Source organism: Streptomyces sp. NPDC049915, assembly GCF_040656475.1.
GTDB lineage: Bacteria > Actinomycetota > Actinomycetes > Streptomycetales > Streptomycetaceae > Streptomyces.
Map to the genome: position 1 here is coordinate 99424 of NZ_JBFAMH010000014.1, position 26736 is coordinate 126159.

A 26736-nucleotide genomic window follows, 5' to 3' on the forward strand; every position below is an offset into this window, starting at 1 on the left:
CGGGACACAATGGGGGGCGTGAGTAACGCAACCCTCTCTCCCTTGCCCTCCGTCGACCGTGACGTCGCCGGCCGGCTGCGCGATGCGCTGCTCGGTGCCTCCTTCACCGCTGACGGGCTGCTCGAACTGCTCGGTGCGCCCGCCTACGCGGCGCTGGCGCGCAGTGAGACCGTGCCCGCGCTGCGGGCGACCCGTGGTGACACGCCGCTGGAGACGCTCGTACGGCTGTTCCTGCTGCAGCAGCCGGTGCCGCTCGCGCGGGTCGCGGGTGTGCTGCCGGTGGACGCGTGCCTGCAGAGCGGGTGGCTCGTCGCGGTCGGGGGCGACGAGGTCGCCGCCGCCGTGGACGTGCGGCCGTACGGCGGGGCCGATGGGAAGGACTGGTTCATCGTCTCCGACCTGGGGTGCGCGGTCGGGGGCGCCGGCGGCATCGGCAGCCGGAACGAGGAGGTCGTGCTCGGGGTCGGCGGGGCCTCCACGACCTTGGCGGGGATCACCGTCCGTACGCCGGTCGCTGCCGCGCTGGACCTCGGCACCGGGTCGGGCATCCAGGCGCTGCACGCCGCTCAGCACGCCACGCGGGTGACCGCGACCGACCTCAATCCGCGGGCGCTGCACATGGCCGCGCTCACGCTGGCGCTGTCCGGGGCACCCGAGGCGGATCTGCGGCAGGGGTCGCTGTTCGAGCCGCTGCGGGGCGACGAGACCTTCGATCTGATCGTGTCCAACCCGCCGTTCGTGATCTCGCCCGGTGCCCGGCTGACCTACCGGGACGGCGGGATGGGCGGGGACGATCTGTGCCGCTCGCTCGTTCAGGGGGCAGGGGAACGGCTGAACGCGGGCGGGTTCGCGCAGTTCCTCGCCAACTGGCAGCACGTCGAGGGGGAGGACTGGCAGGACAGGCTCAGGTCATGGGTGCCCCGCGGCTGCGACGCGTGGATCGTGCAGCGCGAGGTGCAGGACGTCACGCAGTACGCCGAGCTGTGGCTGAGGGATGCCGGTGACCACCGTGCGGACCCGGCCGAGTACCAGGCGCGGTACGACGCCTGGCTGGAGGAGTTCGAGGCGCGCAAGGTGAAGGCCGTGGGCTTCGGCTGGATCACCCTGCGCCGTACGGACTCCGACGAGCCGTCGATCACCGTCGAGGAGTGGCCGCACCCGGTCGAGCAGCCGCTCGGCGACACCATCCGGGCGCACTTCCTGCGGCTGGACCACTTGCGCGCGCACGACGACGCGGCGCTGCTCGCGGCCAGCTACCGGCTGACCGCCGAGGTGGTCCAGGAGCAGGTCGGGCTGCCCGGCGCCGAGGACCCGGAGCACGTCGTGCTGCGGCAGAACCGCGGCATGCGCCGGGCCACCAAGGTCGACACGGTCGGCGCGGGCTTCGCCGGCGTCTGCGACGGCACGCTGAGCGCGGGCCGCATCCTGGACGCGATCGCCCAGCTGATGGGCGAGGACCCGGTGCTGCTGCGCGACCGCACGCCCGCACAGATCCGGCTGCTGGTGGAGCAGGGGTTCCTCGAGCCCGCGGAGTGAGGGCCCGCAGAGGGAGGGGGCTCGCCCGATGGGGCGCGCACCCCGCACCCACCGTTTGAGCGCCCGCGGAGTGAGGGCCCGCCCCGATGAGGCGTCCACCCGGCCCACCGTTGAGGGCAGCCCTCCAGCCCGCGCCCGCCGCATGCGGAAACCCACCGCATGCGGCCGACGCTGCATGCCGCCGCTCGCCGTATGAGGGCGGACGCCCTCCAAACCAGCGGGCCGGGCGGGGAAAAAAGTCACGGCGTGAAAAATAGGCGGAAACGTTGTCCCGGCGAGTCCGCCGAGATCGCTTCGGGGTGATCGGCGGCGTGCCGTTCACCCGGGGTTCGCCTGCCCGCCGTCCGCGCGTGTCACTCTCCCGGCACCGGGCACTCGCGGACGGGAGAACAGGGGCACGCCAGCCATGGAGAGCGGACCGGCGATCTTCGCAGGAACGGTGTTCGCCCTGTTCGGAGGCGCACTGACGGTGTGGACCGGGGTCCGGGTCCGGAACGGCGAGCCGGTCGCCCACGGTGTGAGGCCGGTCGCATCGACGGCCCTCGCGGCGCTCGCGGCGATGGCCGCCCTGGGTGCCGGCCTGTGGTGCTTCACCCAGGTCTGAGGCCGTCCGGCGGGCTCGACCGCGGGTAATGGGAATGTCACGCTCCGGACAGGGCCGAAACGGCGGCTGGGCACTCCGGGCGGCAGGATCGGCGTTTCTCGGGTTACCGTTCGAGTGGCCGTTGCGGGCTTTTCCCGTTTGACACGGGGGCGGGATGTACCGTCACACTCCGCAGCGTCACCAGCGAGCGCGCCGACGGGACCGGCGGTAGAGCCCACGGCGAGCGCGCCCCGAAGTGAAGACCCGACCCCGGGAACAAGGCCTGGGGAGGCCCAGCCTCGACCGGAGAGAAGAGCGAAGTTGTCCCCGACCAGCGAGACCGCACAGGGCGGCCGCCGACTCGTCATCGTCGAGTCGCCTGCCAAGGCGAAGACGATCAAGGGCTATCTCGGCCCCGGCTACGTCGTCGAAGCGAGCGTCGGGCACATCCGCGACCTTCCCAACGGCGCCGCGGAGGTGCCCGAGAAGTACACCGGCGAGGTCCGCCGCCTCGGCGTGGACGTCGAGCACGACTTCCAGCCGATCTATGTCGTCAACGCCGACAAGAGGGCCCAGGTCAAGAAGCTCAAGGACCTGCTGAAGGACTCCGACGAGCTCTACCTCGCCACCGATGAGGACCGGGAGGGCGAGGCGATCGCCTGGCACCTCCAGGAGGTGCTCAAGCCCAAGGTCCCGGTCAAGCGGATGGTCTTCCACGAGATCACCAAGTCCGCGATCCAGGCCGCCGTGGCCAACCCGCGCGAGCTCAACCAGAAGCTGGTCGACGCCCAGGAGACCCGCCGTATCCTCGACCGTCTCTACGGCTACGAGGTCTCCCCGGTGCTGTGGAAGAAGGTCATGCCGCGGCTGTCCGCCGGGCGTGTCCAGTCCGTCGCGACCCGTCTCGTGGTGGAGCGGGAACGCGAGCGCATCGCGTTTCGTTCTGCTGAGTACTGGGACCTGACGGGCACCTTCGCGACCGGCCGCGCGGGGGACTCCTCGGACCCGTCGTCGCTGGTCGCGCGCCTGCAGACCGTCGACGGCCGGCGGGTCGCGCAGGGCCGCGACTTCGACTCCCTGGGACAGATCAAGAGCGCGAACACCCTCCACCTCGACGAGGCGAACGCCCGCGCCCTGGCCGCCGCCCTGGAGAACACGCAGTTCTCCGTGCGGTCCGTCGAGTCCAAGCCGTACCGCCGCTCGCCGTACGCCCCGTTCCGTACGACGACGCTGCAGCAGGAGGCCAGCCGCAAGCTCGGCTTCGGCGCGAAGGCGACGATGCAGATCGCGCAGAAGCTGTACGAGAACGGCTACATCACGTACATGCGTACGGACTCCACGACGCTGAGCGACACCGCGATCGCGGCCGCCCGCGCCCAGGTCACGCAGCTGTACGGGGCCGACTACCTGCCGCCGCAGCCGCGAACCTACGCCGCCAAGGTGAAGAACGCGCAGGAGGCGCACGAGGCGATCCGCCCCTCGGGCGACCGTTTCCGCACGCCGGCGGAGACCGGCCTGACCGGTGACCAGTTCAGGCTGTACGAGCTCATCTGGAAGCGGACCGTCGCCTCCCAGATGAAGGACGCGACCGGTAACTCCGTCACCGTGAAGATCGGCGGCACGGCCACCGACGGGCGGGACGTCGAGTTCAGCGCGTCCGGCAAGACGATCACCTTCCACGGGTTCCTCAAGGCCTACGTCGAGGGCGCCGACGACCCGAACGCCGAGCTCGACGACCGCGAGCGCCGGCTGCCGCAGGTCGGCGAGGGCGACGCGCTGTCCGCCGAGGAGATCACGGTCGACGGGCACGCCACCAAGCCTCCGGCCCGCTACACCGAGGCCTCGCTGGTCAAGGAGCTGGAAGAGCGCGAGATCGGCCGCCCGTCCACGTATGCGTCGATCATCGGCACAATCCTCGACCGCGGCTATGTGTTCAAGAAGGGCACGGCCCTCGTGCCGTCCTTCCTGTCCTTCGCCGTGGTCAACCTGCTGGAGAAGCACTTCGGGCGGCTCGTCGACTACGACTTCACCGCCAAGATGGAGGACGACCTCGACCGCATCGCCCGCGGCGAGGCGCAGGCCGTGCCGTGGCTGAAGCGCTTCTACTTCGGCGAGGGCAACGCCGAGGGCGCCGCGGCCGACGCCGGCAACGGCGACGGCGACCACCTCGGCGGCCTCAAGGAACTGGTGACCGACCTGGGCGCGATCGACGCCCGTGAGGTGTCCTCGTTCCCCGTCGGCAACGACATCGTGCTGCGCGTCGGCCGCTACGGGCCGTACATCGAGCGCGGCGAGAAGGACACCGAGCAGCACCAGCGGGCCGACATCCCGGACGACCTGGCCCCGGACGAGCTGACCGTCGAGCTCGCCGAGGAACTGCTCGCCAAGCCGAGCGGCGACTACGAGCTGGGCGCCGACCCGGCGACCGGTCACACGATCGTCGCCAAGGACGGCCGTTACGGCCCGTACGTCACCGAGATCCTCCCCGAGGGCACGCCGAAGACGGGGAAGAACGCGGTCAAGCCGCGCACGGCGTCGCTGTTCAAGTCGATGTCGCTGGACACGGTGACCCTCGAGGACGCGCTGCGGCTGATGTCGCTGCCGCGCGTCGTCGGCACGGATGCCGAGGGCCAGGAGATCACCGCGCAGAACGGCCGCTACGGCCCGTACCTGAAGAAGGGCACGGACTCGCGGTCGCTGCAGTCCGAGGAGCAGCTCTTCACGATCACGCTCCAAGAGGCCCTGGAGATCTACGCGCAGCCCAAGCAGCGCGGTCGTGCGGCAGCCAAGCCGCCGCTGAAGGAGCTGGGCGACGACCCGGTCAGCGGCAAGCCGGTCGTGGTCAAGGACGGCCGCTTCGGGCCGTACGTCACGGACGGGGAGACCAACGCGACCCTGCGCTCCGGCGACAGCGTCGAGACGATCACCCCCGAGCGCGGCTTCGAGCTGCTCGCCGAGAAGCGCGCGAAGAGCCCCGCGAAGAAGACGGCGAAGAAGGCGCCCGCCAAGAAGACGGCGGCGAAGAAGGCCACCCCGGCCAAGAAGACCACGACCGCCAAGAAGACCGCGGCGAAGAAGACGACCACGGCGAAGACCGCGGCCAAGAAGACGACCGCGAAGAAGACCGCGGCGTCCAAGGCGGCGGCCGAGGACTGACGGCCCGTCGACTTTTCACCGCGCAGTTCGCGAAAGGCACGCCCCGGCACCCATATCGGTGTCGGGGCGCGCGTCTGTTCGGACGGTCGCCGGTGACTGTCGGTGGCGCCCGATAGTCTGAATGCATGACGCGAGCCGACCAGCCAACGGCCCCCCACCCGGATCCGGACGACGCCCTGGTAGCGGACTCCCGCGAGCGCGCCGTCCGTGCGCTGCTGCGCCATCCGCAGCTCAGGCGGTTGTGGAGCGCGCAGTTGGTGGGGGGTGTCGGAGACGTCCTTGCCCTGCTCGTCCTGGTCCTCCTCGCCCTGCAGGCGGCGATCGGCCAGGGCTCCTTCGGCGGCGGCTACCGAGGCGTGGCGTTCGCGGTGGCGACCGTCTTCGCGGTGCGCATACTGGCCACCCTGCTCTGCGGCGCGATCCTGCTCGGCCCGCTGACCAGCCTGACCTCGCCGGACGGTCCGCTCGACCGCCGCTGGACCATGGTCGGCGCGGACGGCGTGCGCGCGGCGCTGCTCATCGTGGCGCCCCTGTGGATCGACTGGACGCCGAGGAACGCGCTCGCCCTCCTGCTCGTCACCGCTTTCCTCACCTCGGTCTCCGAGCGCCTGTGGGCGGTGTGCCGGGAGAGCGCGGCCCCCGCGCTGCTGCCCGCCCCGCCGCCCGAGGGCGCCACGGTACGGCCACTCCCCGACCACCTGGACGCCCTGCGCCGTCTGTCCCTGCGGACCGGTTTCGTCTCGATCCCGCTCGGTGCGGCAGCCCTGGTCCTGGCCGCGCTGCTGAACAACCTGCTGGGCACCGGCATCGACTGGTTCGACCAGCACACGGCGGCTCTGGCCTCCTACCTGGCGGCCGGCCTGTTCGCCGCCTCCCTGTCCGTGCTGACCCTCCTCGAGCTGCCTGCCACGCGCACCCCGCGCCCCCGGTCGCCCCTGGAGGGCCTGCGCCGCCCGAAGACCGGCACCGGCGCCGACAAGGGCCGCACCGGCGCGATCCCGCTGCTGGTGTTCGCCTGCGCGGCCGTCGCCGGGGCGATCTCCGCCGCCGTCGCCGTGTGCGTGCTGCACGCCAAGGACCTGGGCGGTGGCCCGGTCCTGTACGGCCTGCTCGTCGCCGCGCTGACCGGCGGCGTCGTGGTCGGCATCCGTACGGCGCCGAAGGTGCTGGTGTCGCTGTCGCGGCGCCGGCTGCTGTCGCTGTCCATCGCCTTCACCGGCATCGCCCTGCTCGCCGCAGGCCTCGTCCCCGACGTCACCAGCGTCCTGCTGCTCGTCGCCCTGGCCGGTGTCGGCGCGGGCGTGGCCGCCAGCACCGGGCACACCCTGCTCGACCAGGAGGCCGAGGACCACCGCCGGTCCCGCATCACCGAGCACCTGCACGCCGTGGTCCGGGTCCTGGTCGCCCTCGCCGCCGTGGTGGCGCCCCTGGTCGCCGCCGGGATCGGGCCGCACCGCCTGGAGAACGGCAAGTTCGTCTTCGCGCACGGCGGCGCCGCGTTCACGCTGATGCTCGTCGGCGCGCTGCTGCTGCCGGTGGCCGTGCTGGTCCTCGCCAAGGTCGACGACCGCGCGGGCGTCCCCCTGCGGCACGACCTGCGGGACGCGCTGCTCGGTGACGACCCGGTGCAGTCGCCCGCCGCCGGCGGCTTCTTCATCGCCCTGGAGGGCGGCGACGGGGCCGGCAAGTCCACACAGGCCGAGGCGCTCGCCGAGTGGATCCGCGGCAAGGGCCACGAGGTCGTCGTCACGCGCGAGCCGGGCGCCACGCCGGTCGGCAAGCGGCTGCGCTCCATCCTGCTGGACGTGTCGTCGGCCGGTCTGTCGCACCGCGCGGAGGCGCTGCTGTACGCCGCCGACCGCGCCGAGCACGTCGACACGGTCGTGCGGCCCGCCCTGGAGCGCGGGGCGGTCGTCATCTCCGACCGGTACATCGACTCCTCCGTGGCCTACCAGGGCGCGGGCCGCGACCTTTCCCCGACGGAGATCGCCCGGATCAACCGCTGGGCGACCAACGGCCTCGTACCGCATCTGACCGTGCTGCTGGACGTGGCGCCGGAGACCGCGCGCGAGCGGTTCACGGAGGCGCCGGACCGGCTGGAGTCGGAGCCGGCGGAGTTCCACGCGCGCGTGCGCTCCGGCTTCCTGACGCTGGCCGCGGCCGACCCCGGGCGCTACCTGGTGGTCGACGCCGGTCAGGAGCCCGAGGCGGTCACGACCGTCATCAGGCACCGGCTCGACCAAGTGCTGCCGCTGTCCGACGCCGAGATCAAGGCGCAGGAGGAGGCCCGGCGCAAGGCCGAGGAAGAGGCGCGGCGCAAGGCCGAGGAGGAGGCCGCCCGCAAGGCCGAGGAGGAGCGCCTGGAGCGCGAGCGCCAGGAGGAGCTCGCCCGGCTGCGCGCCGAGGAGGAGGAGCGCAAGCGGCGCGAGCTGGAGGAGGCCCAGCGGCGCGAGGCCGAGCGGCAGGCCGAGGAGGCCCGGCAGCGGGCCGAGGAAGCGCGTCGCCGTGCCGAGGAGGAGCAGGCCCGGCTGCTGGCCGAGGAGAAGGCCCGCGCCGAGGAGGAGGCCCGCCGCAAGGCCGAGGAGGAGCAGCGGCGCAAGCAGGCCGAGGAGGAGGCCCGGCTGCGCGCCGACGCCGAACGGCAGCGCGTGGAGAAGCAGCGCAAGGCCGAGGAGGCCCTGCTGCGCGCCGAGGAGGCCCGCCGGGCGGCGGAACAGGCCGCGGCGACCGCCCAGGCCGGCCCCAGGCCGACGCCGCCGGCGGTGACACCGGACGCGGCGACCGTGCCGACGCCGGTGGTCACGCCCACCAACGCGACGGGCGGGCCCCTGGAGGAGACGGCGGTCCTGCGTCCGGTGCGTGAGGAGCGGCCCGACGACTCCGCGGCCCGCGCAGCCGGCGGTGACCGCGCCGGGAAGCCCGCTCAGGCCTCCGACGCCGAGGTGACGGCGGAGCTGCCGCAGCCGCCGCTGCCGTCGGGTGCGGCGGACGAGACGGCGGTGCTGCCGCAGGTCCCGCCGGGTGCGGCCGACGAGACGGCCGTCCTGCCGCCTGTGCGGGATGAGGGCCCTGCGGACCGGGTGCCGCCGGGGTACTTCCGCGACGAGCCGGCTGCTCCGCGCCCGGACGGCCTCGACGACCGCACGCGTGAGCTCCCGCAGCTCGACGCGGACGGTACGCCCACGTCTCGTCCCCGCTCCGACTGGGCCGAGGAGACCCCGCTGGACGACCTGCCGACCCTGGCCGACGAACTGCTGGGCCCGCGCTACGACGACGAGGACCACGGCGAGGACCGCCGCCGGCGTGGCCGGGGCCGGGGGCGCTGAAACCGGCCGTGGGCGGCGCGAGCCCCGGACGGTGTCGGTGAACCGGCGCCACGGGGCCCTGCCGGGCCGGGCAGCCGAGGGCGCTGCGCCCCCGGCGGGACCGGCGGCGTGGGTTGTCAGTGGGCCCCCGCACAATGGATCCCGCAAGTGACGCAGGACGAAAGGGCGGGGTGACCCATGGCCGTGTGGGACGACCTGGTCGGGCAGGAGCGGGTGAGCGAGCAGCTCGCCGCCGCCGCCCGGGACGCCGATGCCCTGGTGACCGCGATCGCGACCGGCCGGCCGGCGCCCCAGGCGTCGAAGATGACGCACGCCTGGCTGTTCACGGGACCGCCCGGCGCCGGGCACATCCAGGCGGCGCGGTCCTTCGCCGCCGCACTGCAGTGCGTCAGCCCCGACCGCGCGCTGGGCGGCGTCCCCGGCTGCGGCTTCTGCGACGGCTGCCACACCGCGCTCATCGGCACGCACGCCGACGTCACGACCGTCGCCGCCGTCGGCACGCAGATCCTCGCCGAGGACATGCGGGACACGGTCCGCAAGTCGTTCACCTCACCGGCGAACGGCCGCTGGCAGGTCATCCTCGTCGAGGACGCCGAGCGGCTGAACGAGAAGTCGGCCAACGCCGTCCTCAAGGCAGTGGAGGAGCCCGCCCCGCGCACCGTGTGGCTGCTGTGCGCCCCCTCGATCGAGGACGTCCTGCCCACGATCCGCTCCCGCTGCCGTCACCTGAACCTGAGCACGCCGTCGGTCGCCGCCGTCGCCGACATGCTGGTCCGGCGGGAGGGCGTCGAGCCGGACGTCGCGGCCGCCGCCGCCTCCGCCACGCAGGGGCACGTCGACCGGGCCCGCCGTCTGGCCACCGACCCGGCCGCGCGGGAGCGCCGGGCCGCCGTGCTGAAGCTGCCGCTGCGTGTCGAGGACGTCGGCAGTGCCCTCAGGGCGGCCCAGGAGCTCGTCGACGCCGCCGCCGAGGACGCCAAGGCGCTCGCCGAGGAGCTCGACGCCAAGGAGACCGAGGAGCTGAAGGCGGCGCTCGGCGCGTCGCAGGGCGGTCGGATGCCGCGCGGCACGGCGGGCGTGATGAAGGACCTGGAGGACAAGCAGAAACGGCGCCGCACCCGGACCCAGCGCGACAGCCTGGACCTCGCCCTGACCGACCTCACCGGCTTCTACCGTGACGTCCTCGCCCTCCAGCTCGGCTCGCGCGTGGCCATCGCCAACGCCGACGCCGAGGACGCCCTTGAGCGCCTCGCCCGCGCGGGCACGCCCGAGTCCACCCTGCGTCGCCTGGAGGCCATCGCCGCGTGCCGCGAGGCACTCGACCGCAATGTGGCGCCGCTGCTGGCGGTGGAGGCGATGACGATGGCTCTCAGAGCGGGCTGAGCCGACGGCGAGGGGCACAGCGCGGCGACCCGCGCCGGGCTCCGGCGCGGGTCGTAACTCGTACGGGTCACGTGGAGCACGCAGCGCGCTCGGCCGGTCGCGCAGCGTTACGCTCGCCGAATGCACACAAGGCGCACTCTCCGCAGGTCCCGCGCCGCCGCCGGCCTTCTGGCCGCTGCGGCGGTGCTCGTCTCCGGCTGCTCCGACGGTGGTTCGACGGCCACCCGCAGTGCGACGGCGGCCCAGGCGGCCCAGGTGGCTCTGGCCCCGCTGCCGCATGCCACGCCGTCGGCTCTGGCCTCGTACTACGGCCAGAAACCCAGCTGGCGCTCCTGCGGTGTCCCCGGCTTCCAGTGCGCCACGCTGAAGGCCCCGCTCGACTACGCCCGGCCGGGCGCCGGGGACGTACGGCTCGCGGTGGCCCGCAAGAAGGCCACCGGGCCGGGCCAGCCGCTCGGGTCGCTGCTGGTCAACCCCGGCGGCCCCGGCGGCTCGGCGGTCGGCTACCTCCAGGAGTACGCCGGCGTCGGCTACCCGGCCGAGGTCCGCGCCCGCTACGACATGGTCGCCGTCGACCCGCGCGGCGTGGCCCGCAGCGAGCCCGTCACCTGCCTCGACGGGCGCCAGATGGACGCGTACACACAGACCGACGTCACCCCCGACGACCAGGAGGAGACCGACGACCTGGTCGATGCCTACAAGAAGTTCGCCGAGGGCTGCGGCGCGCGCTCGGCGAAGCTGCTGCGGCACGTCTCCACGGTGGAGGCGGCGCGGGACATGGACATCGTGCGGGCGGCGCTGGGCGACCGGAAGCTGAACTACGTGGGGGCGTCGTACGGGACGTTCCTGGGGGCGACGTACGCCGGGCTGTTCCCGGACCGGGTGGGGCGATTGGTGCTGGACGGCGCGATGGACCCCTCTCTGCCCGCGCGCCGGATGAACCTGGACCAGACGGCGGGCTTCGAGACGGCGTTCCAGTCCTTCGCGAAGGACTGCGTGAAGCACGCCGACTGCCCGCTCGGCGGTCCGCACACCACGCCGCAGCGCGTCGGCGACAACCTGAAGGCCTTCTTCCGCAAGCTCGACGCGCACCCCATTCCGGCCGGTGACGCCGACGGCCGCAAGCTCGGCGAGGCGCTCGCCACGACCGGCGTGATCGCGGCGATGTACGACGAGGCGGCCTGGGAGCAGCTGCGTGAGGCGCTCACCTCGGCGATGAAGCAGAACGACGGCGCAGGACTGCTGTCCCTCGCCGACAGCTACTACGAGCGCGACTCCGGCGGCCGCTACGCGAACCTGATTTTCGCCAACGCCGCCGTGAACTGCCTGGACCTGCCGCCCGCCTTCGACGGCCCGCAGGAGGTGGCCAAGGCCCTGCCCGCCTTCGAGAAGGCGTCCCCGGTCTTCGGCGCGGGCCTCGCCTGGTCGTCCCTGAACTGCGCGTACTGGCCCGTGAAGGCAACGGGCGAACCGCAGCGCATCGAGGCCAGGGGCGCCGCCCCGATCGTGGTCGTCGGCACCACCCGCGACCCGGCGACCCCCTACCGCTGGGCCCAGTCCCTGGCCGGCCAGCTGTCCTCGGCCCGCCTGCTCACCTACGTCGGCGACGGCCACACCGCCTACGGCCGCGGCAGCTCCTGCATCGACTCCGCGATCGACGCCTACCTGCTGCGCGACACCCCCCCGGCCGCCGGAAAACGCTGCTCGTAGCCCGTGTCACCGGCCCCGGGACCCCTGCTCCGGGGCCGGTACGAAGCACCCTCGGAAACTGTGTAGACTTACCGTCGTTGCCGATCGCACCATGGTGCGGGCAGCGCGCCGCTTTAGCTCAGATGGCCAGAGCAACGCACTCGTAATGCGTAGGTCTCGGGTTCGAATCCCGAAAGCGGCTCCACTGAAACCCCAGGTCAGATCTTCGCTGACCTGGGGTTTCGTTGTTTGTGCGCGGTGTCCCGCTGAGCGCGTCACCGCCGGGACGCCCGGGGTGGCGTGGTGATCGCCGGGGTCGGTCAGAGTGCGGTGAGCGTCCCGCGTGCGGTGGGTGGGGGCGTCGGTCCTTCGCGGTCGCCCAGATCTGTACCTACCGCGTGGTCCTCACCACGGCGGACCACAAGGGCGCGAACCAGGGGGCAGGCGGACAAGTGGCCGACGACGCACGACGGGCACTGGCGGCTGCGCTGGCACGTGCCCGACAACGGACCGGGCATGGGCGCGGTGGTCACCGACATCGAGGCCGGTCCTGCCCGGGCGTCGATCAGCGTGACCGCGGTCGGCAAGGGGCAGCTCGCCTTCTACGACGATGTGCGCGAGGGCGGCACCGTCGAGATCGCGGGCAGGCTCTGGAAGGTGGAGACCGTCGACGCGGGCCGTATGGACGTCGAGATGAACTCGCCGGACTTCCGGGCGGGACACGTCGACCTGAGGGAACTCGGGGCCGCCTGACCGCCGTCCGGCGGCGGTGTCCTCCGGCCCTGTCCCCCCGGCCCCTGCCCGGCGGGCGTTCGGCCGCTGTGAGGAAAACGGCGTAAAGAGGGCGCAAAGTGCATCGGTTGCCGGACAACCCCCGGCTCTGAGGCAACATCTTGGTGAACGACGGCCCGCGCGGCGAGGACGTGGGCGCGGTCGACGGCCGGATGGGGTGAGGGGCGTTGGTGGAGCCGAGGATCGCGGTCTCCGTGGTGACCATGGGGAACCGGCCCGCCGAGGTCGACGCCCTGCTGGAGTCCGTGGCCAAGCAGGATCTCGCGCCCGCTCGCGTCGTGATCGTCGGCAACGGCTGCCGGCTGCCGGAGTTCGCCCGCCGGCTGTCGCTGCCCGGCGAGGTCACCGTCGTCGAGACGGAGGAGAACCTCGGCTGCCCCGGCGGCCGCAACGTCGCCCTGGCCCGGCTGCGCGAGTTCGGTGACGTCGACGTCGTCGTCGAACTCGACGACGACGGGCTGCTCGTCGACGCGGACGTGCTGCGCCGCGTGGCGGAGCTGTTCGCCGATGACGCGCGGCTCGGCATCGTCGGGTTCCGCATCGCCGACGAGAACGGGGAGACCCAGCGTCGGCACGTGCCGCGGGCGGGCAACGCCGATCCGCTGCGGGGCGGGTACGTCACCGGGTTCCTGGGCGGCGGGCACGCCTTCCGGATGGCCATGCTGGACCGGATCGGCGACTGGCCCGCGGAGTTCTTCTTCGCCCACGAGGAGACCGACCTGGCCTGGCGGGCCGCCGACGCCGGCTGGAAGATCCTCTACGCGCCCGAGCTGCTGCTGAGGCACCCGAAGACCTCGCCCGCCCGGCACGCCATCTACCACCGCGTCACCGCCCGCAACCGCGTATGGCTCGTACGGCGCCGGCTGCCGCTGCCGCTCATCCCCGTCCACCTCGGGGTGTGGATCGCCGTCACCCTGCTGCGTACCCGGTCGGCGGCCGGACTGCGGGCCTGGTTCGGAGGATTCGCCGAGGGCCTGCGTGAACCGGCCGGTGAGCGGCGCCCGATGCGCTGGCGCACGGTGTGGCGGCTGACCCGGCTGGGGCGGCCCCCCGTGATCTGAGCCGCCGGCCGAAGAGCCCCGGCGATCGGCGGCGAGGAGGGGCGGAGCGTGGGGACGAGGACCCAGGTCGTTCACCTCTGACGGCCAGGGTCCCCGTGTGTCCCCGAATCCGGCCGCGGCGGCGGCACTCCCCCGAGCAGCGCGTGCACGATGTGCACCGCGCGCACCGTCGGGCCGGAATCGAATGTCATGATCACATAAAAACCGGCCGATCGACAGCCGGTGCTTTTCGGCCGGGTGAGCGGCGCCCGCTCCCGGCCGGACGGCGGCGGTCACTTCGCGTCGGCGTAGCACTCCACCACCGCCGTCGTGAACGGGAACCGCACCGGCGTCTCACCGAACGTCAGCCGGCCCGCCAGGTCGGCCGCCTCCCGGATCGCCGTGACGACCGTCGCGGCCTCCTGCTCGGGGCAGTGCACGATCACCTCGTCGTGCTGGAAGAAGACCAGCTCGGCCGCCATGCCCGCGCTCCGCTGCCGCAGGCCGGCGAGCAGCAGCAGGGCCCAGTCGGCGGCGCTGCCCTGCACCACGAAGTTGCGGGCGAAGCGGCCGCGGGCGCGGGCGTCGGTGGATGCGTAACCCGGCACCCAGGTCCGCTCCCCGGAGTCGTCCTCCGCGGCCGGGATGCCCTCGCCCGCGTCGTCGGCCGCGCCGGCCGCCGGCGGGCAGGTCCGGCCCAGCCAAGTGCGCACCAGGCGGCCCTCCTCACCGGCCCGGGCGGCCTCGTCCACGTATGCCACCGCCTTCGGGAAGCGGCGGCGCAGGGCGGCCAGGTTCTTCAGGCCGTCGCCGGAGGTCTGGCCGTACACCGCGCCGAGCACGGCGAGCTTGGCCTGGGCGCGGTCACCGGCGAAGGCGCGGTCGGACACCTCCTGGTACAGGTCGCTCTCCCGGCCGGCCACCTCCATCAGCCCGGGGTCGCGGGAGATCGCCGCCAGCACCCGCGGCTCCATCTGGTCGGCGTCCGCGACGACGAGCCGCCAGCCGGGGTCGGCGACCACCGCCCGCCGGATCACGCGGGGGATCTGCAGCGCGCCCCCGCCGTTGGTGACCCAGCGTCCGGTGACCGTGCCGCCCGCGAGGAACTCCGGCCGGAACCGGCCTTCGCGCACCCAGTCCTGCAGCCAGGACCAGCCGTGGGCGACCCAGATGCGGTACAGCTTCTTGTACTCCAGCAGGGGCTTCACCGCCGGGTGGTCCACGGACTCGATCTCCCAGCGCCGGGTCGATTTGACCTTGATCCCGGCCTGCGCGAACGCCTTGACCACATCGGCGGGCAGGTCGGGGCGGACCCGGCGCCCGAAGGCCGCGGAGACCTCGTCCGCGAGCTCGGCCAGGCGGCGCGGCTCGCCCCCGCCCGCGTACCGCTCGCCGAGCAGGTCGTGCAGCATCGCGCGGTGCACGTCCGCCCGCCAGGGGAGACCTGCGTGGTTCATCTCGGCGGCCACCAGCATCCCCGCCGACTCGGCGGCCGTCAGCAGCCGCATCCGGTCGGGGTGTTCGGCGCGCGCGTGCCGGCGCTGCTGCTCGGCGTAGACCTCGAGGAGGTCGGTCAGCGGCAGGCGGGTGCCCTGCGGTTCGAAGAGCGGGGACTGGGCGCCCGGCTCGGCGGACCGCTGGGGCGGATCCGGCGGTACGGGGCCGCCGCGCAGACGGGCCAGCGCGGCGGCCGCCGAACGTTCGCCGGAGCGCCCCTCGTGGCCCAGCAGGAGGGTCTCGGCGTCCTCGACGTCGTAGCACCGCTCGACTCGCACCCCCGTGGCGAGCAGACGCGGATAGACCTCGGCGGTGGACCGCCACACCCAGCGCGTGACGTGCGGCCTGCTGCGCACGGCTCGCGCCGGGTCCTCCTCCCGCTGGACGGGACCGGCGGGCAGCCCGTCCGGGCCGAGGGGGGCGACGTCCACGCCACCGTCCTCGGCCGGAGCGAGTGCCCAGCGGTCGGCCATGTCGCGAGTCTGGCAGAGGGGTCTGACAAAGGGCTCTGAGCTGGGCGGACGCCTGACGCAGGGACTTCGCGGCGGGCCTGCGGTCAGTCCTGCCGGTCCGCCTGCACGGAGGAGAGGAACTCCGCGATGTGCCGTTCGGTGGCGGGCTTGCCGAGGCCCAGTCCGCTGAGGACGCCCTCGCCGTTCTCGTGCTCCAGCAGGGCCAGCAGGATGTGTTCGGTGCCGACGTAGTTGTGGCCGAGGCGCAGCGCCTCACGGAACGTCAGCTCCAGAACCTTCTTCGCCGAGGAGCTGTACGGCACCAGGTCGGGCGCGTCCTCCACGGCCGGCGGAAGCGCCGCCCGCGCGGCCTCGCGGACCGCGTCGAGGGTGACGCCCTGGGCGGTGATCGCCTTCGCGGCGAGCCCTTCCGCTTCGGTGAGCAGGCCGAGGACCAGGTGCTCGGGGACGCTCTCGGCGCTGTGTGCCGCCTTGGCCTCGTTGTGGGAGGCCACGACGACGTTGCGGGCGCGCGGGGTGTAGCGGCTGAAGCCCTGGCTGGGGTCGATGTCGGCCGACTCCTTGGGCACGAACCGCTTCTGTGCCGCCTGCCGGGTGACGCCCATGCTCTTGCCGATGTCGGTCCAGGAGGCGCCCGAGCGGCGGGCCTGGTCGACGAAGTGGCCGATCAGGTGGTCGGCCACCTCGTCGAGGTGCTCCGCCGCGATCACCGCGTCCTGGAGTTGTTCGAGGGGTTCTTCGTGGACCTTCTTGATGGCCGCGATGAGGTCGTCGAGGCGTACGGCTGTCGTCAGCGCGGGATTCTTCGACATGTGTCAACCGTAGGTTGACGGACCATGAGCGTCAACCCTTGGTTGACGGATGGCGGTGGGGGTGGGCGGGCTCCGGCACGGAGGGAAACCGGTCCTCGCGTTGTCAGTGCCCCGTGTCACGATCGTCGGGTGAGCACTGCCGACCGTGCCTTCGAGGCCGCCCTGTACGACACCGGTGTGACCGCCCTGGACACCGGTGCCTCCCTGCTGGCCGCCGACCCGGCGGCCGACGCCGACGTCGAGCGGCGCGGGCGGGAGTTCGTCGCGGTGCTCTGGCGGCGTGGCTGGCAGCCCGCCGACCTGGTGCGGATCGTACGGCGCGAACTGGACGACGTACACGTGCGGCTGGCCGCCGATCTCGTACGGGCTCAGGTGCCCGACGACAGGCCCCGCAGCGCGCGCTGGCGGGCGCAGATCGAGGAGCTGCCGGGTACGGCGCCGGTGCGCGCGGACCGGTTCACCCACGCCACCGCCGTCCTCGAGCTGTACCGGCTGCTGGTCCGCCTGCCCGGGCTGGAGCCCCTGGAGGAACCGCGCCGGCCGCGCGGCTCCGACTCCCGGATGCTGGGCCGGATCCGCGCGCTGCTCGCCAAGGCGGAGGCGACCGGCTACCCGGAGGAGGCCGAGGCGCTCACGGCCAAGGCGCAGGAGCTGATGGCCCGGCACAGCGTCGATGAGGCGCTGCTCGACGCGCAGGCGCCCGCCCCCGACGCGCCCGGTGCCTGCCGGATCGGTGTCGAGCCGCCGTACGAGCAGGCCAAGGCGGTCCTGCTCGACGCGGTCGCCACTGCCAACCACTGCCGCGCGGTGTGGAACGAGGCGCTGAGCTTCTCCACCGTGGTCGGTTTCGAGGCCGATCTGGAGGCCGTCGAGCTGCTCTACACCTCGCTGCTGGTGCAGGCGCAGTCCGCGCTGGCCACGGCGGAGGCCGCGCAGCGCAAGGGCGGGCGCAAGCGGACGAAGAGTTTCCGGCAGTCGTTCCTCGCCGCGTACGCGCATCGGATAGGCGGGCGGCTCGCGGCCGCCGCGGAGACGCAGGTGAGCGACGACCTGCTGCCGGTGCTCGCCTCCCGCGAGGTCGCCGTCGGCGCCGCGGCCGACCGGATGTTCCCCGAGACCGTTTCCACCCGGCTGCGCGGGGTGAGTGACGCGGCGGGCTGGACCGAGGGCTCCCGCGCGGCGGATCGGGCGCGGGTGGGGGAGCGGCCTCGGTTGCCGTGACGCTCCGCGGCGCGGTGTCGTCGCTCTGCGGTGCGGTGGGGCTTTGCGGTGCGGCGGTGCGGCGGGGTGGCGGCGTCACGAGGCCAGTGGCCGGGGGGTCACCGGCGCCGTGACACCGCGGGGGTGGCGCCGGCGTCAGTCGCCCGTCTGCTCGAAGCCGCTCACCGTGGCGTCCGGGGTGCTGCCCTTGAGTGCGACCTCGCCGTACGACCACGGGAAGTCGTGTGTGTCCTGTGTGCCGGGCAGGGCGAACGTTGCCGTCTTCACGGCCAGGCTCTGCGTGCCGGCCGCTGCCGCCGCGCGCGTGTAGGTGATCGTGAAGGACGTCGTCGCGTCCTTGGTCAGCGAGAGCTTCTGGCTCTGCGCCGCCTGGTCCGCGGGGACGTCCGCCTTCGTTTCCCCGGCCTGCAGGACGACCTTCGGGAAGCCCTCGAGGGTGCAGTCGGAACCCGTGTTGGTCAGCGTGACGGTGACGGTGCCGGTGTCGCCGGCGGCCGGCGCGGTGCTGACGGGGCCGACCTCGGCGCCCACGCCGTCGAGGCGGCAGGCGGTGCTCTTCGCGGCCTTGGCGTCGCCGCTGCCCGCCTTGGCGTTGCTGTCGGTGCCGCTGTCGCAGGCGGTGAGGAGGAGGGCTGCCGCGAGGGCGGTGACGGTGATCGGCATGGCGCGCATGTGTGAATCCCCTGAGAACGAGACAGTGCCTCAGGATCATCGCGCATGCGGGGGCTCGGTCCTACGAGCCGAGGCCCGCCGTCGGGAAGCGGGAGGGCATTCCGCCGTTCTCGGAGCGGGTGTACGTCTCCGTGCCGACGTCACCCACCCAGGTGACCTTCATGGTGGTCTTGTCCACGGAATCGATGTGGCCCGTGGTGTGGCCGGTGGCGGCGCCCTTGCAGGTGAGCCGGATCGTGCGGTCCTGGATCGGGCCGCTGCACACGCTGCCGCCGGTGGTGAAGAGGGCGGCCTGCTTGTCGGTGAGGACCAAGACGACTGCCTTGCCGTTGGTGGTGGTCAGCCAGTTGCCCTGCAAGGTGCCGGTGGGCTGCGAGGTGCCTGCACCCGTGCTCGCCGAGGGCTGTGGGGTGCTCGCGGGCGGTGTCTTCTTCCCGTTGTCGTCGCTGCCACTGCCGCCGCTGCACGCGGCGAGGGTCAGGGCGGCGGTGAGGGCTGCGGCCGCGATCGTGAGGCGTCGGCGGCCTGCGGGGGTCGGGGAAGTCACCGGGGCACGCTACCAACGGGTACGGAAGGCTTGCCAGACCTGGGGGCGGACGTTCGGGTACGGATTGCGTGGCGGTCGCTCAGGCAGCGCCTGCGGTGCGGCGTAAAGGGAGGCCAGATGTGATGCGTAGGAAGAACCCTACGGTTGACGCGTAGGGAAATGCCTACGTATCGTCCTGGGTATGAGCATCAGTCACGCCTCCTTCGTCACTCTCCCCGTCGCCGACCAGGACCGGGCCCTGCGGTTCTACCGGGATGTGCTCGGCTTCGAGGTCGTCGCCGATCTGCGGATGCCCGCGGGACGCTGGCTGCAGGTTGCGCCGGTGGGGGCGCAGACCGTGTTCACGTTGGCGGGGCCGGGGATGGGCGATTTCGAGGCGGGGTCGGCGCGGGGGATCATGTTGGTCACGACCGATGTCGACGCCGACTGTGCCCGGCTCGCCGGGGCGGGTGTCGCGGTGCGGGGGCCGGAGGAGCAGCCGTGGGGCCGTATGGCCTCCTTCGCCGATCCCGACGGCAACGGTCTGATGCTGTTGACGGAGAAGGAAGGCTTCTGAAGCCGTTATGACCACCGGGGCCGGCGACACCGCGACCGAGGACCGTGTCTTCGCCGCGCTCGCCAACGCCACGCGCCGTGAGGTGCTGCGGTTGCTGCGTGAGGGCGGGCCGCAGCCCGTGCAGGCGCTCGCCGATCACTTCGACATGCGCCGGCCGAGTCTGTCGGAGCATCTGAAGGTGCTCCGGGACGCCGGACTTGTCGCCGAGCAGCGATCCGGGAGGCAGCGCGTCTACCGGCTGCGGGCGGTGCCGCTCGCCGAGGTGCAGGAGTGGCTCCATCCGTACGAGCGGTTCTGGCGCGAACAGCTGAAGGGCCTCGGGGATCTGCTCGACCGCATGCCCGACGATGGCCCTTCATGAGCACCGACGACGATCTCACCGCTGGCCCTTCATGAGCACCGACGACGATCTCACCACTGTCCGCGTCGACCAGTTCTTTCCGCATCCGCCCGCCAAGGTCTGGCGTGCGCTGACCGAGCCGGCGCTGGTCGCGCAGTGGCAGATGCCCGGCTCCGGGGACTTCCGGCTCGCGGTCGGTCACCGGTACCGGATGACCTCCGTGCCGCGGCCGAACACCGGGTTCTCCGGTGTCGTCGAGGCGGAGGTCCTGGCCTTCGAGGTCGAGCGGATGCTGGCCGTGCGGTGGCAGGACGCCGATCCCGCCAACCCCGCCGACTGGACGATCACCTGGCGGCTGGAACAGGAGGGCCGCGGAACGCGTCTCTTTCTGGTGCACGAGGGCTTCGATCCGGACGACCCGGCGCAGTTGATGGCCCGGCGCATCATGAGTGGTGGCTGGGCCGCGCATGTTCTGCCTGCTCTGGGGCAGGCGCTGGAACGGTTCTCGTAAAGCGCTCGTCAAAAGCTGTAACCAGGGGAACACCCGGCGTGCACGTGCATCTGCTCACGCATCCGCACGTGAACGGGGTTATGATCCGGATCAGTTGACCACTGCATCAATGGCCCTGTCAGCCAGTGCACCACCGGGGAGCGACTGTGGACCACGACGTGTACGACGCTGGAAACGTGTCCGGCGTGTACAACGGCATCGCCGCCACGCGCCTGCACGGGGCGTCCTGGCAGAAGAGCCGGCACAGCAACTCCCAGGGATCGTGCGTGGAGTTCGCGCGGCTGCCCGGCGGGGACGTGGCCGTGCGCAACTCGCGGTTCCCCGACGGGCCCGCGCTCGTCTACACGCGAGCGGAGATCGAGGCCATGCTGCTCGGCGTCAAGGACGGGGAGTTCGACCATCTCGTCGGCGGATGATCACGGATTTACGCATGCCCTGTATGACAGCGCTTGCTTGACGCGCGTAGAAACCCGGCGTCGAAGAGCGCCGGGTGGTGTCACGAGGCGGGCAGCCGGAACAGGGCCCAGACGACCTTGCCCCCCAGGGCGCCTGTCAGCGGGTGCCAGCCCCAGCTGTCGCTGAAGGACTCGACGAGGAACAGCCCGCGGCCGGACTCCGCCGCGAAGTCGTCGGCCTCGCGCGCCACCGGGCCGTCCTTGCTCGCGTCGCGCACGGCGCACACCAGTCGCTCACTCCAGCGCATCAGGTGCAGCCGCACGGACGGCGGCGGATCGCCGGCCGGCCCGCCGCCGGCCGGGGTGGCGTGCCGCAGCGCGTTGGTGACGAGTTCGGAGACGACCAGGCACACGTCGTCGAAGCGGTCGCCCAGCTCCCACTGGTCCAGGGTGTGGCGGGTGAACCGGCGCGCCTCGCGGACGGCTTCGTAACGGGCGGGCAGGGAACAGGAGGCGGCGTTGGAGACGGCTGCGGGATCCAGCGGCGGAAGGCCCTGCCGTAACGGCTGGAGCATGGTCGATCCATTCGTCCCCATGCGAGGCACTCCCGGGAGTTCGCGGTCGTTGCGATGCAGCGGTGGCGCGGGACCATGGTTTCGGATGCGCAGACCAGATGCAAGGGCAGATGCACGTGCACGTGACCGAAATGGATGCCCACGTGCCGCTTGTTGGCTATTTTTTCTGCCTTCTTCCCCCCAACTTCCGCATGTCCCTTACCCCTTGATGGCCAGAAGTCGCACGAGTGCGGCAGGAGTCATTTCCGTCTGTGTAATCGGACGAGTACTGCTCGAAGTGTTTTAGTGGCAGACTGCGGCCCCGGGAGAGGGTAGGGAGGCAGCGGACATGAGTGCGGGAGAGCCTGGATCAGTGGTGCGGCGCATGCTGCTCGGCTCGCAACTCAGGCGGCTGCGCGAGGCACGCGGGATCACGCGCGAGCAGGCGGGGTACTCGATCCGTGCCTCCGAGTCGAAGATCAGCCGGATGGAACTGGGCCGGGTGAGCTTCAAGACGAGGGACGTGGAGGACTTGCTGACGCTCTACGGCATCACGGACGAAGCGGAGCGCACGGCCCTGGTCAACCTGGCCCGCGAGGCCAACGTGGCGGGCTGGTGGCACAGTTACTCCGACGTCCTGCCGAGCTGGTTCCCCACCTACGTCGGCCTCGAGGGCGCCGCGTCCCTGATCCGCACGTACGAGGTGCAGTTCGTGCACGGCCTGCTGCAGACCGAGGCGTACGCGCGTGCCGTGGTGCGGCGTGGGATGAAGGGTGCGAGCGAGGCCGACGTCGACAAGCGGGTGGAACTGCGGCTGGAGCGGCAGAAGTACCTCGTCGCCGAGAACGCCCCCGAGTTCCACGTCATCCTCGACGAGGCCGCCCTGCGCCGGCCGTACGGCGACCGCGCGGTGATGCGCGAGCAGCTGCAGCACCTGATCCACATGTCCGAGCGGCCCAACATCCGGCTGCAGGTCATGCCCTTCAGCTTCGGCGGGCACTCCGGCGAGTCCGGCGCGTTCACCGTCCTCAGGTTCCCGGAGTCCGACCTGTCGGACGTGGTGTTCATCGAGCAGCTCACCAGCGCGCTGTACCTGGACAAGCCGGAGGACGTCGCCCAGTACGAGCAGGCGCTCAAGGAGTTGCAGCAGGACAGCCCCGGGCCGTCCGAGACCCGTGACCTTTTGCGGGGCCTCCTTCAACTCTCTTGATGCACAAGTACGATGACGTGCCATCAGACCGTGAGGTGAGCGAGGCCGACTCGCCTGCCCCGGCAGGCAGGGATTCAGGGGGATCGCATGTCGCCGTACTTCTCCGACCTGGCGCAGCAGTACATCGACGGTGAGTGGCGCCCGGGCACCGGCTCCTGGGACATCATCGACTTCAATCCGTACGACAACGACAAGCTGGCCTCGATCACGATCGCCACGGTCGATGAGGTCGACGCGGCCTACCGCGCCGCCGAGCGTGCCCAGAAGCAGTGGGCGGCCACCAACCCCTTCGCCCGGCGGACGGTGTTCGAGAAGGTGCTGCGTCTCGTCGAGGAGCGCGAGGCCGAGATCACCGAGGCGATGATCGCCGAGCTGGGCAGCACCCGGGGCAAGGCGGCCTTCGAGCTGCACCTGGCCAAGGAGTTCCTGCGCGAGGCGGCTCATGTGGCGCTCAGCCCCGAGGGGCGGATCGTTCCGTCACCGATCGACGGCAAGGAGAACCGCGTCTACCGGGTGCCGGTCGGGGTGGTCGGCGTCATCAGCCCCTTCAACGTGCCCTTCCTGCTGTCGCTGAAGTCGGTCGCCCCGGCGCTGGCGCTGGGCAACGCCGTCGTGCTCAAGCCGCACCAGAACACACCCGTGGTCGGCGGCACCCTGATAGCCAAGCTGTTCGAGGACGCCGGGCTGCCCGCGGGGGTGCTCAACGTCGTCGTCACCGACATAGCGGAGATCGGTGACGCGTTCCTGGAGCACCCGGTACCGAAGGTCATCTCCTTCACGGGCTCCGACCAGGTCGGCCGGCACGTGGCCACCGTCTGCGCCTCCCACTTCAAGCGCGTGGTGCTCGAACTGGGCGGCAACAGCGCGCTGGTGGTCCTGGACGACGCCGACGTCGACTACGCCGTCGACGCGGCCGTCTTCAGCCGGTTCGTGCACCAGGGGCAGGTCTGCATGGCCGCCAACCGGCTGCTGGTCGACCGGTCCGTGACACAGGAGTTCTCCGCGAAGTTCGCCGAGCGGGTCGCCGGGCTCAAGGCCGGTGACCCGAGCGATCCGGCGACCGTCATCGGGCCGCTGATCGACTCCCGGCAGGCGGAGGACGTCTCCGGGGTGATCGAGCAGGCCCTCGCCGAGGGCGCGACCGCGCTGGTGCGCGGCGCCACGACGGACACGCTGGTCGAGCCGGCCGTGCTGACCGGGGTTCCCGCCGACTCGCCGCTGCTGCGGCAGGAGGTCTTCGGCCCGGTCGCCTTCGTCATCCCCTTCGACGGCGAGGAGGAGGCGGTACGGCTCGTCAACGACACCCCGTACGGGCTGAGCGGCGCCGTGTTCACCGCCGACGTCGAGCGGGGCGTGCGTTTCGCACGGCAGATCGACACCGGGATGTTCCATGTGAACGACGGCACCGTGCACGACGAGCCGATCGTCCCCTTCGGCGGCGAGAAGCACTCCGGGGCCGGGCGGCTGAACGGCGAGTCGACGCTGGAGGCGTTCACGACGCTGAAGTGGATCTCGGTGCAGCACGGGCGCAGCCGGTTCCCCTTCTGACGCGGGCCCGATGCGAGTCGTCGGACCCTTGCGGACAGAGGTTGACCGCAAGGGCCCGTAACGTCTTCGGTGTCGGGCAGGGAGCCCGGCGGACGACGGACGAAAGGCGGCCGGTCATGGTCACTCACGTGCGAGCCGAAGCGCTGGGCGACGAGCGGGGGGCGCTGCTGTCCTTCATCGAGGAGCAGCGGGGCGGCATCCGCCGCGCCGTGCTCGGTCTCACCGAGGAACAGGCCGCGAGCCGGCCGAGCGCGAGCGAGCTGTCACTGTCCGGCCTGCTCAAGCACGTCGTCGAGGTCGAGCAGACCTGGGTGGCCCGGGCCAAGGGCGAGCCGCCGGCGGTCAAGCGCGACGAGTCGAACTGGCACGAGTGCTTCCGGCTCGCCGAGAACGAGACGCTCGCGCAGCAGCTGGCGTACTGGGAGGAGGTCGCCGCCGAGACGGAGGCCTACATCCGCTCGGCGCCCAGCCTGGACGACACCTTCCCGCTGCCGAACGACCCGTGGTTCCCGCCGGACGAGCGCGTGTCGCTGCGCTGGCTGTGCCTGCACCTGATCCGCGAGACGGCTCGCCACGCCGGCCACGCGGACATCATCCGCGAGTCCCTGGACGGCAAGACCGCCTTCGAGCTGGTGGCGCTGGACCAGGCGGGTCAGGGCAGCGCCGGGTAGGGGGAGGGGACCCGGGTGAGCGGGGGTCCGGGGCGGGCCGGGAGAGGGTACGGCCATAACCTGGACCCCATGTCAACCATCCGGCTGCTCGTGCTGGGCGCCGTCCGGCAGCACGGGCGGGCCCATGGGTACCAGGTGCGCGGCGACCTGGAGTACTGGGGCGCGCACGAGTGGTCCCACGCCAAGCCGGGGTCGATCTACCACGCGCTGAAGCAGATGGCGAAGCAGGGACTGCTGCACGCGCACGAGACGGCGCCGTCCACGGCCGGCGGTCCGCCGCGTACGGAGTACGAGATCACCGAGCGGGGCACGCGGGAGTACCTCACGCTGCTGAGGGAGGCGCTCGTCGCCCGGGACCGCGGCGTCGACCTGCTCTCCGCGGCGATCGGGTTCATGGTCGACCTGGAGCGCGCGGAGGTGGTGGCGCTGCTGCGCGAGCGCCTGCGGCGGCTGGACGCGTGGCGGGACACCGTCACCGAGCACTACATCCCCGAGGACGGACCACAGCAGTTCGGCCACATCGGCGAGATCATGAACATGTGGGTGCACACTGCGGACGGCGAGGCGGCCTGGACGCGGGGTCTGATCGAACGCATCGAGGCCGGCGCCTACACCTTCGCCGGTGAGGGCGAACCGTTCGTCGGCGTCCTCGCCGAGGGCCAGGAGAACCCGTACGCGACGGGGGAGCGGCACCCGGGGGACGTGCACTAGGGGCAATTTTTCTGGGCCGGGGCTCAGTGGTGGAAGCCGGTCGCCGCGCCCCTGTCCTGGGTCATCGGATGCGACTGGCGGCGCAGTTCGGGCAGCAGGCGGGTGAGGTCCTGGACGAACAGCTCGGCGAGGTCCGAGGAGAAGCCGTTGCGGCACACCACCCGCAGCGCCGACAGGTCCTCCCGCTTCGGCGGGAAGGAGTACGCCGGCACCAGCCAGCCCCGCTCGCGCAGCCGCCGGGAGACGTCGAAGACGTCGTACGCCGTGACGTCCTCGGCCGTGGTGCACGCGAACACCGGCAGCTGGTCGCCCCGGGTCAGCAGCCGGAAGTCGCCGAGCGCCTCCATCCGTTCCGCGAGCGTGCGCGCCACGTCCCGGGAGGCCTGCTGCACCGCCCGGTAGCCGTCCCGGCCCAGCCGCAGGAACGTGTAGTACTGCGCCACGACCTGAGCGCCGGGCCGGGAGAAGTTCAGCGCGAAGGTCGGCATGTCGCCGCCGAGGTAGTTGACCCGGAACACCAGCTCCTCCGGCAGCGCCGTCGCGTCCCGCCACAGCGCCCAGCCGACCCCCGGGTACACCAGCCCGTACTTGTGCCCGGAGGTGTTGATCGACACCACCCGCGGCAGCCGGAAGTCCCACTCCAGATCCGGGTCGAGGAACGGCGCGACCATCGCGCCGGACGCCCCGTCGACGTGCACCGGGATGTCCAGGCCGGTGCGTTCCTGGAGTGCGTCCAGGGCGGCGCACAGGTCGGCGATCGGCTCGTAGGAGCCGTCGAAGGTGGAGCCGAGGACGCCGACGACGCCGATCGTGTTCTCGTCGCACAGCTCCGCCGCGGCCTGCGGGTCGAGATGGAAGCGCTCGCCCTCCATGGGCACCTGCCGCGCCTCCACCTCCCAGAAGGAGCAGAACTTGTCCCAGCAGACCTGCACGTTGACGCCCATGACGAGGTTGGGCCGCGCCCCGGGGTACCTGTCGCCGTTGCGCCGCATCCAGCGCCGCTTGAGCGCCATCCCGGCCAGCATGCACGCCTCGCTGGAACCGGTCGTGGAGCAGCCCACGGCCGCCGACGCGTCCGGCGCGTTCCACAGGTCGGCGAGCATCGCCACACAGCGCCGCTCCAGTTCGGCGGTGCGCGGATACTCGTCCTTGTCGATCATGTTCTTGTCGCGGCACTCCGCCATCAGCACGCCGGCCTCCGGCTCCATCCAGGTGGTGACGAAGGTGGCCAGGTTCAGCCGGGAGTTGCCGTCCAGCATCAGCTCGTCGTGCACGAGCTGGTACGCCGTGGTCGGCGGCATCGGGGAGTCGGGGAGGCGGTGTGTGGGCGGGGCCTGTGTCATCTCGCCGACCGGATTCGCCTGGCCGTAGAACGGGTTGACGGCCAGTGGACGGTCGGCGGGCTGCTGGGCGCCTTGGTGCAGGGGCATGCATCCGACGCTAAGTCCGCTCCGGCGGGCCCGCACGCGGGCTTGCACCTCACGTGGCGTGAGGACCCAGGGTGGAGGGCGCA

23 protein-coding genes and 1 tRNA gene are annotated in these 26736 nt (G+C 72.1%); 18 read left to right on the top strand and 6 right to left on the bottom strand.

The window, feature by feature from the left end:
• Positions 1-9 precede the first annotated feature (9 nt).
• The 9 genes from AB0J12_RS23915 to AB0J12_RS23955 all read left to right on the top strand — a co-directional run bounded on the left by AB0J12_RS23915 (position 10) and on the right by AB0J12_RS23955 (position 13526).
• Positions 10-1536, top strand: coding sequence for a class I SAM-dependent methyltransferase (locus tag AB0J12_RS23915; RefSeq protein ID WP_363266405.1), 1527 nt, complete (start codon positions 10-12; stop codon positions 1534-1536).
• Positions 1537-1942: 406 nt separating this feature from the next.
• Entirely contained in the window at positions 1943-2140 is a 198-nt protein-coding gene (locus tag AB0J12_RS23920) for a hypothetical protein (RefSeq protein WP_363266406.1), read from the top strand.
• Between the two features lie 300 nt (positions 2141-2440).
• Entirely contained in the window at positions 2441-5275 is a 2835-nt protein-coding gene (topA, locus tag AB0J12_RS23925; protein WP_363266407.1) for a type I DNA topoisomerase, read from the top strand.
• A 125-nt stretch (positions 5276-5400) separates the two neighbouring features.
• Entirely contained in the window at positions 5401-8601 is a 3201-nt protein-coding gene (gene tmk, locus AB0J12_RS23930; RefSeq protein ID WP_363266408.1) for a dTMP kinase, read from the top strand.
• Between the two features lie 177 nt (positions 8602-8778).
• Positions 8779-9984: a DNA polymerase III subunit delta' gene (locus AB0J12_RS23935; RefSeq protein WP_363266409.1), complete on the top strand. Its 1206-nt coding sequence runs from the start codon at positions 8779-8781 to the stop codon at positions 9982-9984.
• 120 nt (positions 9985-10104) lie between these two features.
• Positions 10105-11694 carry an alpha/beta hydrolase gene (locus AB0J12_RS23940; RefSeq protein ID WP_363266410.1) on the top strand — a complete coding sequence of 530 codons (1590 nt, stop codon included), beginning with the start codon at positions 10105-10107 and terminating at the stop codon, positions 11692-11694.
• A gap of 107 nt (positions 11695-11801) precedes the next feature.
• Positions 11802-11878, top strand: a tRNA-Thr gene (locus tag AB0J12_RS23945).
• Between the two features lie 290 nt (positions 11879-12168).
• Complete coding sequence (locus AB0J12_RS23950; protein WP_363266411.1) at positions 12169-12426, top strand: hypothetical protein; 258 nt, start codon at positions 12169-12171, stop codon at positions 12424-12426.
• A 206-nt stretch (positions 12427-12632) separates the two neighbouring features.
• Complete coding sequence (locus AB0J12_RS23955) at positions 12633-13526, top strand: glycosyltransferase (protein ID WP_363266412.1); 894 nt, start codon at positions 12633-12635, stop codon at positions 13524-13526.
• A gap of 272 nt (positions 13527-13798) precedes the next feature.
• Here the strand turns inward: AB0J12_RS23955 and AB0J12_RS23960 are convergent, their stop codons facing one another.
• Both AB0J12_RS23960 and AB0J12_RS23965 read right to left on the bottom strand, forming a co-directional pair.
• On the bottom strand, positions 13799-15475 hold the full coding sequence (locus AB0J12_RS23960; protein ID WP_363266413.1) for a bifunctional 3'-5' exonuclease/DNA polymerase: 1677 nt from the start codon (positions 15473-15475) through the stop codon (positions 13799-13801).
• 83 nt (positions 15476-15558) lie between these two features.
• Positions 15559-16287: a Clp protease N-terminal domain-containing protein gene (locus tag AB0J12_RS23965; protein WP_363266415.1), complete on the bottom strand. Its 729-nt coding sequence runs from the start codon at positions 16285-16287 to the stop codon at positions 15559-15561.
• A gap of 129 nt (positions 16288-16416) precedes the next feature.
• On the opposite strand from AB0J12_RS23965, the gene AB0J12_RS23970 reads away from it, so the two are divergent.
• Complete coding sequence (locus AB0J12_RS23970) at positions 16417-17508, top strand: DUF2786 domain-containing protein (RefSeq protein ID WP_363266416.1); 1092 nt, start codon at positions 16417-16419, stop codon at positions 17506-17508.
• 135 nt (positions 17509-17643) lie between these two features.
• Here AB0J12_RS23970 and AB0J12_RS23975 read toward each other — a convergent pair whose 3' ends face one another.
• Positions 17644-18180, bottom strand: coding sequence for a DUF4232 domain-containing protein (locus AB0J12_RS23975; RefSeq protein ID WP_363266417.1), 537 nt, complete (start codon positions 18178-18180; stop codon positions 17644-17646).
• A gap of 61 nt (positions 18181-18241) precedes the next feature.
• Positions 18242-18727 carry a hypothetical protein gene (locus AB0J12_RS23980; protein WP_363266418.1) on the bottom strand — a complete coding sequence of 162 codons (486 nt, stop codon included), beginning with the start codon at positions 18725-18727 and terminating at the stop codon, positions 18242-18244.
• A 181-nt stretch (positions 18728-18908) separates the two neighbouring features.
• Between AB0J12_RS23980 and AB0J12_RS23985 the strand changes: the two genes are divergently transcribed.
• From AB0J12_RS23985 to AB0J12_RS24000, 4 genes are all read left to right on the top strand, one after another.
• Positions 18909-19283, top strand: coding sequence for a VOC family protein (locus tag AB0J12_RS23985; RefSeq protein WP_363266419.1), 375 nt, complete (start codon positions 18909-18911; stop codon positions 19281-19283).
• Between the two features lie 7 nt (positions 19284-19290).
• Complete coding sequence (locus tag AB0J12_RS23990) at positions 19291-19644, top strand: metalloregulator ArsR/SmtB family transcription factor (RefSeq protein ID WP_363266420.1); 354 nt, start codon at positions 19291-19293, stop codon at positions 19642-19644.
• 31 nt (positions 19645-19675) lie between these two features.
• Entirely contained in the window at positions 19676-20134 is a 459-nt protein-coding gene (locus AB0J12_RS23995; RefSeq protein WP_363266421.1) for an SRPBCC domain-containing protein, read from the top strand.
• Between the two features lie 146 nt (positions 20135-20280).
• Positions 20281-20550, top strand: a complete 270-nt coding sequence (locus AB0J12_RS24000) for a DUF397 domain-containing protein (RefSeq protein ID WP_363266422.1) — start codon at positions 20281-20283, stop codon at positions 20548-20550.
• An 80-nt stretch (positions 20551-20630) separates the two neighbouring features.
• Here the strand turns inward: AB0J12_RS24000 and AB0J12_RS24005 are convergent, their stop codons facing one another.
• The gene (locus AB0J12_RS24005) at positions 20631-21125 is read right to left on the bottom strand and encodes an ATP-binding protein (RefSeq protein WP_363266423.1); all 495 of its coding nucleotides are present in this window, start codon (positions 21123-21125) and stop codon (positions 20631-20633) included.
• A 307-nt stretch (positions 21126-21432) separates the two neighbouring features.
• Between AB0J12_RS24005 and AB0J12_RS24010 the strand changes: the two genes are divergently transcribed.
• From AB0J12_RS24010 to AB0J12_RS24025, 4 genes are all read left to right on the top strand, one after another.
• Positions 21433-22293, top strand: a complete 861-nt coding sequence (locus AB0J12_RS24010) for a helix-turn-helix transcriptional regulator (RefSeq protein ID WP_363266424.1) — start codon at positions 21433-21435, stop codon at positions 22291-22293.
• A gap of 87 nt (positions 22294-22380) precedes the next feature.
• On the top strand, positions 22381-23841 hold the full coding sequence (locus tag AB0J12_RS24015) for an aldehyde dehydrogenase family protein (protein WP_363266425.1): 1461 nt from the start codon (positions 22381-22383) through the stop codon (positions 23839-23841).
• A gap of 116 nt (positions 23842-23957) precedes the next feature.
• The gene (locus AB0J12_RS24020; protein ID WP_363266426.1) at positions 23958-24512 is read left to right on the top strand and encodes a DinB family protein; all 555 of its coding nucleotides are present in this window, start codon (positions 23958-23960) and stop codon (positions 24510-24512) included.
• A 69-nt stretch (positions 24513-24581) separates the two neighbouring features.
• Positions 24582-25223, top strand: a complete 642-nt coding sequence (locus AB0J12_RS24025; protein WP_363266427.1) for a PadR family transcriptional regulator — start codon at positions 24582-24584, stop codon at positions 25221-25223.
• 23 nt (positions 25224-25246) lie between these two features.
• On the opposite strand, the gene AB0J12_RS24030 is transcribed toward AB0J12_RS24025, so the two are convergent.
• Positions 25247-26653 carry a glutamate decarboxylase gene (locus AB0J12_RS24030; protein WP_363266428.1) on the bottom strand — a complete coding sequence of 469 codons (1407 nt, stop codon included), beginning with the start codon at positions 26651-26653 and terminating at the stop codon, positions 25247-25249.
• Positions 26654-26736 lie beyond the last annotated feature (83 nt).

Bases quoted from the DNA above. Each gene is read 5' to 3' on its own strand.
- AB0J12_RS23975 (WP_363266417.1), bottom strand. From the start codon at position 18,180: ATGCGCGCCATGCCGATCACCGTCACCGCCCTCGCGGCAGCCCTCCTC.
- AB0J12_RS24025 (WP_363266427.1), top strand. From the start codon at position 24,582: ATGTCAACCATCCGGCTGCTCGTGCTGGGCGCCGTCCGGCAGCACGGG.
- AB0J12_RS23960 (WP_363266413.1), bottom strand. From the start codon at position 15,475: ATGGCCGACCGCTGGGCACTCGCTCCGGCCGAGGACGGTGGCGTGGAC.
- AB0J12_RS23985 (WP_363266419.1), top strand. From the start codon at position 18,909: ATGAGCATCAGTCACGCCTCCTTCGTCACTCTCCCCGTCGCCGACCAG.
- AB0J12_RS23965 (WP_363266415.1), bottom strand. From the start codon at position 16,287: ATGTCGAAGAATCCCGCGCTGACGACAGCCGTACGCCTCGACGACCTC.
- AB0J12_RS24020 (WP_363266426.1), top strand. From the start codon at position 23,958: ATGGTCACTCACGTGCGAGCCGAAGCGCTGGGCGACGAGCGGGGGGCG.
- AB0J12_RS24010 (WP_363266424.1), top strand. From the start codon at position 21,433: ATGAGTGCGGGAGAGCCTGGATCAGTGGTGCGGCGCATGCTGCTCGGC.
- AB0J12_RS24005 (WP_363266423.1), bottom strand. From the start codon at position 21,125: ATGGGGACGAATGGATCGACCATGCTCCAGCCGTTACGGCAGGGCCTT.
- AB0J12_RS23920 (WP_363266406.1), top strand. From the start codon at position 1,943: ATGGAGAGCGGACCGGCGATCTTCGCAGGAACGGTGTTCGCCCTGTTC.
- AB0J12_RS24030 (WP_363266428.1), bottom strand. From the start codon at position 26,653: ATGCCCCTGCACCAAGGCGCCCAGCAGCCCGCCGACCGTCCACTGGCC.
- AB0J12_RS23915 (WP_363266405.1), top strand. From the start codon at position 10: ATGGGGGGCGTGAGTAACGCAACCCTCTCTCCCTTGCCCTCCGTCGAC.
- tmk (WP_363266408.1), top strand. From the start codon at position 5,401: ATGACGCGAGCCGACCAGCCAACGGCCCCCCACCCGGATCCGGACGAC.
- AB0J12_RS23990 (WP_363266420.1), top strand. From the start codon at position 19,291: ATGACCACCGGGGCCGGCGACACCGCGACCGAGGACCGTGTCTTCGCC.
- AB0J12_RS24015 (WP_363266425.1), top strand. From the start codon at position 22,381: ATGTCGCCGTACTTCTCCGACCTGGCGCAGCAGTACATCGACGGTGAG.
- AB0J12_RS23940 (WP_363266410.1), top strand. From the start codon at position 10,105: ATGCACACAAGGCGCACTCTCCGCAGGTCCCGCGCCGCCGCCGGCCTT.
- AB0J12_RS23995 (WP_363266421.1), top strand. From the start codon at position 19,676: ATGAGCACCGACGACGATCTCACCACTGTCCGCGTCGACCAGTTCTTT.
- AB0J12_RS23935 (WP_363266409.1), top strand. From the start codon at position 8,779: ATGGCCGTGTGGGACGACCTGGTCGGGCAGGAGCGGGTGAGCGAGCAG.